Source organism: Prevotella sp. S7-1-8, assembly GCF_000758925.1.
Lineage (GTDB): Bacteria > Bacteroidota > Bacteroidia > Bacteroidales > Bacteroidaceae > Prevotella.
Map to the genome: position 1 here is coordinate 24184 of NZ_JRNC01000065.1, position 6887 is coordinate 31070.

Below are 6887 nucleotides of genomic sequence, written 5' to 3' on the forward strand. Positions count from 1 at the left end.
ATCAATTTATAACATGTATTTAAACAAAGAGAAGAAGACTGAGCTCTTCACCCAATTCGGCAAGTCGGCAACCGACACGGGCTCTGCCGAAAGCCAAATTGCGCTTTTCACCTATCGCATCGCTCACCTCACTGAGCATGTCAAGAAGAACCACAAGGATTTTGTCACCACTCGTTCCATCACCAAATTGGTAGGAAAACGTCGCGCTTTGCTCGACTACCTCAAGGATCGTGACATTGAGCGCTATCGCGCTATCATCAAGGCGTTGGGTCTTCGCAAGTAAAAGGGCCAAGAGCCAAGCCTGCGTTAAGCGGCAAGCCACTGTATGGCAAGAAATATTAATGCCACGCGCTAAGTTTCAGCGCGTGGCATTTTTCATTTCCAAAACAAAAGGATAATATTCCAAGCTCCAATATATTAATCCTTGTATCAACACAAAGACAAATCAGGGCAGATTTCTCTTAAAGGTATCATCACGAAATTCCGTTCTTTCATTTTGGGGTGAGGGACAACAAGGTCAGCGTCGTTTATTTGCCAATCGTCATAAAGCAATATATCTATGTCTATTGGCCGATCATGGTACACGCCATCATGACTTTTGACGGAGCGCCCCATCTCACGCTCTATCTCTTGCGTCTCACGCAGCGCCTCGCGTGGCGAGAGTTGGGTTTGGCAGGCCACACACCCATTGAGGAACTTGTTTGGCGAGCTAAATCCCCACGGCTCTGTTTCTATTAAGGAAGATTTTCTTGTCACGCGCCCTACCCGATCGTTTAGCAAGCAGACAGCTTCTTCTATGAGACGCCGTTTGTCGCCAAGGTTAGAGCCCAACCCTAAATACAGAGTGTGCGATGATTTCTCGCCCATAACGTACTGCCTTAACTAACGCTATTCCACGATAAGCAAGCTATCGCCAAAACATCCGAACTTATAACCGTGTTCCACGGCCAGCCGGTAGCATTCCATCACCTGCTCGTAGCCACCGAAAGCGGCGGTTGCCATCAGCAAGATTGACTCCGGATGGTAGAAGTTGGCAACCATAGAATCGGCCAAACCAAAGTCGTATGACGGGAAAATGAACTTGCTTGTCCAACCATCATACTCCTTCAACAAGCCATCCGTCCCAACGGCGGTCTCGGTCGCTTTCACCACACTGATACCCACCGCGCACACGCGGTGTCCTGCCATCTTTGTCTTATTGACAATGTCGCAAGCCTTCTTGCCAACAATCATTTGCTCGGAATCCATCTTGTGCTTGGTCAAATCCTCCACCTCAATGGGCGTAAAATTGCCCAATCCGCAGTGCAAAGTAATGTACGCGGCATTGATACCCTTTATCTCCATGCGTTTCATCAGCTCCCTGCTGAAGTGCAAGCCTGTGGCCGGCGCCGTGACGGCGCCCACGTTTTTAGCGAAGATGCACTGGAAATTCTCCGCGTCTTCCGGCAGGGCATGCGAGCGAACGTGCATGTCTTTCATAGCAGGATCAGCTGGACGCCCATTCAATATATACGCTGGCAGGGGCGGCTCGCCCAACGCGAAGAGGTCTTTTTTGAACTGCTCGTGCGAGCAATCGTAAAGAAAACGAAGCGAACGGCCACGGCTGGTGGTGTTGTCATACACCTCCGCCACCATAGTACCCACCTCGTCGAAGAAGAGTTTGTTGCCAATACGTATCTTGCGAGCCGGCTCCACAAGCACGTCCCAAAGGTGCGTCTCCTCATTCAGCTCGCGCAAGACGAACACCTCTATCTTGGCGTCGGTCTTTTCTTTGGTGCCGTATAGACGCGCGGGGAACACCTTGGTGTCATTTAATATGAAAGTATCATGCTCATCAAAGTAGTCGATTATATTGCGAAAATCAAGATAGTCGCCCTCAATGGGTTTGCCCTTGGCATCCTTGCGATACATTTCTATTTCCCCGGTGGAGCGATGCAGCACCATCAACCTCGACTCGTCGCGCCGCGTAACGCAAAAGGAACCTTTCGTTCCATCGTCGTTCGTATACTCACGCTCGAAGCTATGAGGATAGAGGGCCACCGACTCTTGGGGCAATTTAAATTTGAATTGTGACAGTTTCATATCTATTTTTCCTTTTTGTTTCTACAAGCCCATCAGTCTCACGAGGAGTCGTCAGGGGTTCATCACGCTATCAAGCCATTCGTCAAGCCTGTCAAAATCTATACAATTTTGCTCGTCGAACTGCCCCGCGCGCGTCCTCCTAAGCGCCGTGAGATACGCGCCGCTATCCAACGCGCGCCCCACGTCACGCGCCAACGCCCTGATATATGTGCCTTTGCCACATACCACCTTGATGGACAAACATGCGGCCGACGCGTCAAAATCAGTCAGTTCTATGCTGTCTATATGCACCTTTTTAGGCGAGAGCGCCACTTTTTCGCCTTGCCGTCTGAAGTCGTAGGCACGCTTGCCGCCCACCTTCACCGCGCTATACGTGGGAGGAGTCTGCTCAATGTCGCCCACGAAACGCCCCAGCACGTCCTCTACCATATCCCGAGTGATGTGCGAGGTGGCAAAAGTTCGATTCACGGGATGCTCCATATCGTAACTCTCGGTAGTGGCCCCGAGCTGCAAGGTGGCAGTATACTCTTTGGCGTGATTTTGCAATTCCTCTATTCGCTTGGTGCATTTTCCAGTGCATAGCACCAATATGCCTGTCGCCAAAGGGTCGAGCGTGCCAGCGTGCCCTATTTTGAGCCTACGCTCCAACCTGTGCGAAATGAGGTATCTCACATGCGCGAGCGCGCCAAAGCTTGTCATGCGGTAGGGCTTGTCAATGGCAAAAATCTCGCCCTCTATAAAGTTCGCTCCCATCAATCCACCATCGCTAACGACTGTCCGCAAAACATCAGCGCCAAAATGGCCCCTCCCACGACAATACGATACCAGCCGAAAGCTTTGAAACCATATTTCGCGAGGAAATTAACAAACCATTTCATGGCGACCATAGCTACCAAGAACGCCACCACACAACCCACCACCAGCATGGTGATATTGTGCGACGTGGCCCACGTGGTATCCTCGCCAAACATCTCCAAAAGGTCGAGCAGCGTGGCGCCGGCCATCGTAGGCACGGCCAAGAAGAAAGAGAACTCGGCCGCGTTTTTTCTGGTTAGCTTTTGTTGCATGCCGCCCACGATGGTCGCCATGCTACGACTCACGCCCGGTATGACCGATATACATTGGAAAAGGCCGATTACAAAAGCGCGACGCGCGGTAACCTTGCGCTCGTCTCTGCCTTGATCAAAGATCTTGTCGCAGAACAACATGAACACGCCTCCCAACACCAACATGACAGCCACCACCTGCACAGAGTCTAAAAGCCAGTCCAACAAACCGCTCTTTTTGGCCGCCAAACCTATAAACACGGCAGGCAAGACACCCACGATGAGCAAGCCATAAAACCGCAATTTTGCAGAGACCTCATCAGCGTTGCGCATCTGGAAAAACCGTTTCCAGTATAGACACACCACCGACAAGATGGCGCCAAACTGTATAATAAAAGTGAAAGCATGCACGAACGGATCGCCGGGTTGCATCCCCAACAGATTTTGGGTGATGATCATGTGCCCCGTAGACGACACGGGGAGGAATTCCGTGAGTCCCTCCACGATAGCGATAACAATGGTTTGAAACAGATCCATGCCCTTGGTTTGTTAGTTTTGTATGGCTTTGTTTTTCTTCTTCTCTTCGGCATCGCCATCCATGCCAACCTCAACCTCGGCGCCAACGGTGTGCCCGGGCTTACGGATGACAGCATAGATCATAAAGATAAAACCTATGAAGCACACCACTGGAGCCACCTTGATACGTCTCACACTGAAGATATCAGGATTGAAAGCCGTCTCCGTAGAGGAACCTCCACTCATAAGAACAAACCCGATAACGACAATGGCAAAGCCGACACCCAACAAGACAAAATTGGTACGGCCCAAGGCTAAATTTCTTTTATCCATTATAATTTGTATTATTTCTTTATTGATGATACCGCTAAATATTGTACAGTTCGCCTGCCTTCATCTTCAAGAACTTGTTCACCGAGATATTGGCGCACAAAGCCGTGATGATAATGCCAAAGAGCACTACCGCCCCCGCGGTAATGGCCATCTCGCGCCAAGTGACCACTTTGAGTATCTCGGGCTCGTAACGGTACAAGGCATAAATGCCTCCGCCCAAAACGACAATGGCTAACAAGGCGGCCAACAAGCCTGTAAAAACCGCTCTGCGTATGAAAGGCCCCCGTATGAAGTTCCATGAGGCACCCACCAATTTCATGGTATGAATGGAGAAACGGCGCGCGTAAATATCAAGTTTAACGGTGTTATTGATGAGCGTGAAAGACACAAAAGTGAGCAAGATGGCCAGCACAAGCATGCCCAAGCCTATTTTGGCGAGATTTCTGTTCACCGAATCGATAAGGTCTCGCTGATAGTTTATCTCCGACACTTTAGGGTATTTCTTCAGCTCCGCGGCTATCCATGTCAACGAGTCACTATTGGCATAATCGCTCTTCAATGTCAGTTCGATCAACGAAGAGAACGGGTTGACCCCATCAGTAAACTCGGCCGGGTTCGCACCCATCTCCTTGGTAGCCTCCTTGAGCGACTGCTGCTTGTTTATAAAAACCACATTTTTGATATACGGGCGCGTCTCAAGCCGTTTGCACACAGCCTGCGCCTCATTGTCCATCATGTCTTGCTCAAGCATCATGGTTACCACCAAATTCTCTTTTACATAAGACGACAAATTACGCCCCGTGAGCGTTGAGAACACAACAAGTCCAAGCAGGATGAGCACCAAGGCGGTGCTGATACAAAGAGTAACGGCCTGCAAGCCTGAATGCCTGCGGGATTTTCTACGATTTTTTACCATGTACGGATCGGCGTTAACTAACCAACTTTTGCACAAAAGTAAGAAATTAATGATAACAAAGCAAGTCTTTAACGTGCATTAACCAAATATTGCCAACACAAATGGCTTTTATCCTGATTTTTTACTAATTTTGTTCATAATTACACTTTATCCCATTAGCGCAAGCATTATGAGCACTATCATTTTTCCCAGCCCCATCTACGGCCCGGTTCGCAGCCGCCGGCTTGGCCTGAGTTTAGGCATAAACCTGCTGCCCGGCGATGGCAAGATATGCAATTTTGACTGCCTGTACTGCGAGATTGGTTTCAACAAGGATGGTTTCACACGCACCAAGCACCCATCGCGCGAACTTGTAGCCGAGAAGCTGGAGCGACAACTCATCAAAATGCACGATGCCGGAGAACATCCAGACGTGCTCACATTCGCTGGCAATGGAGAGCCAACCACCCACCCCCACTTCGCCGAGATTATCGCGGATACCGTCAAGCTACGCGACAAATGGTGCCCTAAAGCCAAGATCAGCGTGCTCAGCAATGCCACTTTTACGGGCCGACCAGCCATAAGGAATGCCCTGATGACGGTGGACAACAACATACAGAAACTCGACACCGTGGATAACGACTACATCAAAAGACTCGACCGCCCCACCCAACCGTCTTACGACGTAAACAAAGTGACAGAGCACCTTAAACTATTCAATGGGCATGTCATTATCCAAACCATGTTTCTCAAAGGCGACGGCACTGACAACACGAGCGACAAATACGTGCTTCCATGGCTTGACACACTGCAAGCGATAAAACCGGAGAGCGTGATGATCTACACTATAGACCGCGAGACTCCCGACCAAGAACTCCGCAAAGCCACGCCAGCCGAACTTGACCGTATCAAAAGCATGGTAGAGGCAACAGGCATTCCATGCTCGGCGGCCTACTAAAAAAATTGCACCTTATGGGAATGGGTTAACAAAGTGGATGACAGTGGAAAGGCTAAGGGAGCTAAGAGCCATCGCGATTTTGTTAAATTTAAATCACGAAAACAAGCCCATGAAAACCTATCGTTCCACAGGGGGAAAAGCCAAGAACATTTCTTTGAGGAGACTTTTTTCGTCATTTTCGCATACGGCATGACGCGATGAGTGCCCATTTAACGCGCGATTACGTCTTAATCGCGACATGATTAGACGTTAGTCGGCTCGCGAGCAAGGCTCAAATATGACGCGAATGGGTATTAAAGGAGAGCTTTTAAAAAGGACTTTTTATAACAAAATCACAAAAAATGAGCGCAAGCATCAGAGTTACAACCAGTTAGCAGGAATGCTCATTTTCCGCGTATTTGCGAGCGAAGTGTACGCCGTTTGCAAATACGCGAAAGACAAGACATGTTTTGTCCGCTTTTTTCAAAACGTTCTTGCAAAGGCTACCAATACGCTCGGACACATACGATCAAGTGGTAGCACTCCAAAATCAATCAAGACACGCCCGCCTTACCATTCATCACAAGACAGTGGCGAGAACATGGCAAACTTTCGCCCACGCATAGAATGGCAAATTGAAGATTCAAAAATCGAAGTGCAAAATTTGTTGGTGTTTGGATTGTATTTAAACCATGAAAAACACCGCAGAGGTTTGCCATGCTCTTCGGGGGCGCGAAGCCCCCGAAGAGCACAATCAGCAATACAAAAAAAACAAAAGGGAGACCGCTGTCTCCCAAAGATTAATTAACTTAGTATTGTGAAATATACTCAATTAACCTCGGAGCAAAGGTCGCAATTTTTTGCCTTACTCCAAAAGAAAACTGCGAGAAAAGTAATTGCCGACATCGTCGGCACCAGTCAGTCAACGCTCTCACGTGAAATCAGACGCAACAGCACGCCATCGGGAAAGTATATTTGGACAAAGGCGCACGATATGGCCATGCAGCGCGGAAAGAGGACGGTAACGAACGCCAAACTCTCCGACGAATTGGTCTGGAGAATCAAGGAATATATCACC

General features: G+C 49.1%; 10 protein-coding genes. 4 read left to right on the forward strand and 6 right to left on the reverse strand.

The window, feature by feature from the left end; all coding sequences use genetic code 11:
• Positions 1-13 precede the first annotated feature (13 nt).
• Positions 14-283 (forward strand): 30S ribosomal protein S15, encoded by a 270-nt coding sequence (rpsO, locus tag HMPREF1640_RS10085; protein WP_036894350.1) that lies wholly within the window; start codon positions 14-16, stop codon positions 281-283.
• A gap of 146 nt (positions 284-429) precedes the next feature.
• Here rpsO and folK read toward each other — a convergent pair whose 3' ends face one another.
• The 6 genes from folK to HMPREF1640_RS10115 are packed head-to-tail and all read right to left on the reverse strand — an operon-like array spanning position 430 to position 4893.
• Positions 430-867 carry a 2-amino-4-hydroxy-6-hydroxymethyldihydropteridine diphosphokinase gene (gene folK, locus HMPREF1640_RS10090; protein WP_036894351.1) on the reverse strand — a complete coding sequence of 146 codons (438 nt, stop codon included), beginning with the start codon at positions 865-867 and terminating at the stop codon, positions 430-432.
• Between the two features lie 21 nt (positions 868-888).
• Positions 889-2082 (reverse strand): tRNA preQ1(34) S-adenosylmethionine ribosyltransferase-isomerase QueA, encoded by a 1194-nt coding sequence (queA, locus tag HMPREF1640_RS10095; RefSeq protein WP_036894353.1) that lies wholly within the window; start codon positions 2080-2082, stop codon positions 889-891.
• Positions 2083-2133: 51 nt separating this feature from the next.
• On the reverse strand, positions 2134-2835 hold the full coding sequence (truB, locus tag HMPREF1640_RS10100) for a tRNA pseudouridine(55) synthase TruB (protein WP_036894355.1): 702 nt from the start codon (positions 2833-2835) through the stop codon (positions 2134-2136).
• Entirely contained in the window at positions 2835-3665 is an 831-nt protein-coding gene (locus HMPREF1640_RS10105) for an undecaprenyl-diphosphate phosphatase (protein WP_036894357.1), read from the reverse strand. Before HMPREF1640_RS10105 ends, truB begins: the two co-directional genes overlap by 1 nt.
• Before the next feature lie 12 nt (positions 3666-3677).
• Positions 3678-3977 carry a DUF3098 domain-containing protein gene (locus HMPREF1640_RS10110; RefSeq protein ID WP_036894359.1) on the reverse strand — a complete coding sequence of 100 codons (300 nt, stop codon included), beginning with the start codon at positions 3975-3977 and terminating at the stop codon, positions 3678-3680.
• Between the two features lie 34 nt (positions 3978-4011).
• A complete protein-coding gene (locus HMPREF1640_RS10115) occupies positions 4012-4893 on the reverse strand; it encodes an ABC transporter permease (RefSeq protein WP_036894360.1) in 882 nt (293 codons plus the stop codon).
• A gap of 169 nt (positions 4894-5062) precedes the next feature.
• Between HMPREF1640_RS10115 and HMPREF1640_RS10120 the strand changes: the two genes are divergently transcribed.
• The 3 genes from HMPREF1640_RS10120 to HMPREF1640_RS12880 form a co-directional block, all read left to right on the forward strand.
• A complete protein-coding gene (locus HMPREF1640_RS10120; RefSeq protein ID WP_036894362.1) occupies positions 5063-5830 on the forward strand; it encodes a radical SAM protein in 768 nt (255 codons plus the stop codon).
• A gap of 286 nt (positions 5831-6116) precedes the next feature.
• Positions 6117-6617: a hypothetical protein gene (locus HMPREF1640_RS10125; RefSeq protein WP_036894364.1), complete on the forward strand. Its 501-nt coding sequence runs from the start codon at positions 6117-6119 to the stop codon at positions 6615-6617.
• A 9-nt stretch (positions 6618-6626) separates the two neighbouring features.
• Positions 6627-6887, forward strand: a 261-nt coding sequence (locus HMPREF1640_RS12880; protein ID WP_156098785.1) for a helix-turn-helix domain-containing protein, incomplete at its 3' end; no start/stop codon positions are given.

What these genes read in the sequence shown, in the direction of transcription:
- rpsO (WP_036894350.1), top strand. Translation starts at nt 14, where the DNA reads ATGTATTTAAACAAAGAGAAGAAGACTGAGCTCTTCACCCAATTCGGC.
- HMPREF1640_RS10115 (WP_036894360.1), bottom strand. Translation starts at nt 4,893, where the DNA reads ATGGTAAAAAATCGTAGAAAATCCCGCAGGCATTCAGGCTTGCAGGCC.
- HMPREF1640_RS10110 (WP_036894359.1), bottom strand. Translation starts at nt 3,977, where the DNA reads ATGGATAAAAGAAATTTAGCCTTGGGCCGTACCAATTTTGTCTTGTTG.
- queA (WP_036894353.1), bottom strand. Translation starts at nt 2,082, where the DNA reads ATGAAACTGTCACAATTCAAATTTAAATTGCCCCAAGAGTCGGTGGCC.
- truB (WP_036894355.1), bottom strand. Translation starts at nt 2,835, where the DNA reads ATGGGAGCGAACTTTATAGAGGGCGAGATTTTTGCCATTGACAAGCCC.
- HMPREF1640_RS10105 (WP_036894357.1), bottom strand. Translation starts at nt 3,665, where the DNA reads ATGGATCTGTTTCAAACCATTGTTATCGCTATCGTGGAGGGACTCACG.
- folK (WP_036894351.1), bottom strand. Translation starts at nt 867, where the DNA reads ATGGGCGAGAAATCATCGCACACTCTGTATTTAGGGTTGGGCTCTAAC.
- HMPREF1640_RS10120 (WP_036894362.1), top strand. Translation starts at nt 5,063, where the DNA reads ATGAGCACTATCATTTTTCCCAGCCCCATCTACGGCCCGGTTCGCAGC.
- HMPREF1640_RS10125 (WP_036894364.1), top strand. Translation starts at nt 6,117, where the DNA reads ATGGGTATTAAAGGAGAGCTTTTAAAAAGGACTTTTTATAACAAAATC.